Annotated in this window: 1 protein-coding gene; it reads right to left on the minus strand. The window is 34.9% G+C overall.

The features are described 5' to 3' along the window. Window positions 1–62: 62 nt before the first annotated feature. Window positions 63–882, minus strand: an 820-nt coding sequence (locus C6988_RS11065) for an ABC transporter ATP-binding protein (protein ID WP_182135509.1), incomplete at its 5' end; no start/stop codon positions are given.

The raw sequence follows: 882 nt of genomic DNA on the forward strand, positions 1-882 counted from the left end.
TAATTTTTAGTTCTGGCACACATTATGGTATCATGATGCTTATTTAAACGAGAGAAAAGTCATCACTTTTCATCATAAAGCCAACATTTGACGTATCCTGAGTCGGTTTTAAAATTAGGAGGATCTTTTTTGCATTTATCCATGGCGTGAGGGCATCTATCTAGAAATCTACACTGTTCTCCTGGAGAGATAAGACTAGGAGGAGTTCCTTTGATGTATTTTGGTTTTGTTCCATGTAAAGTTGGAATTGACTCTAAGAGGGCTTGAGTGTATGGATGCTTTGGGTTTTTGTAAATATCAAATGAAGAGCCAAACTCTACCATTTGGCCACTGTACATTATTCCAATTTTATCAGAAATTTCAGATAAAATTGCAAGGTCATGTGTGATTAGCATAAATGACATTCCTTCTTTTTTGAGTTTTTTGAGCAAGTTGATTATTTGTGCTTGAATTAATACATCAAGGGCAGTAGTTGGCTCATCTGCAATTACAAACGATGGCTTTAGGAGTAAAGCCATAGAAATTATCACCCTTTGCTTCATTCCTCCACTTAACTCATGAGGGAATTTATCTAGGACATTCTCATCTAGACCTACAGAACTAATTGATTCACTAATGCATTTTTTGAAATTACCTTCAAAATTATGCTGTTTTAAGACCTCATAGAATTGGTCCTTTATTGTAAAGACAGGATCTAAGGAACTCATTGCACCCTGAAATATCATAGATATTTTTTTCCATCGAAATTTTTTATCAAATGTCTTTTCATCAAGATCTAAAATTGATTCTCCATCAAGCGAGACAGACCCAGAAGTAATTTTTCCTCCTTGGAGCATACGAATAACAGATAAACCAAGGGTACTTTTACCACAAGCACTCTCA

Origin of the sequence: Nitrosopumilus sp. b1 (assembly GCF_014078545.1) — an archaeon.
Lineage (GTDB): Archaea > Thermoproteota > Nitrososphaeria > Nitrososphaerales > Nitrosopumilaceae > PXYB01.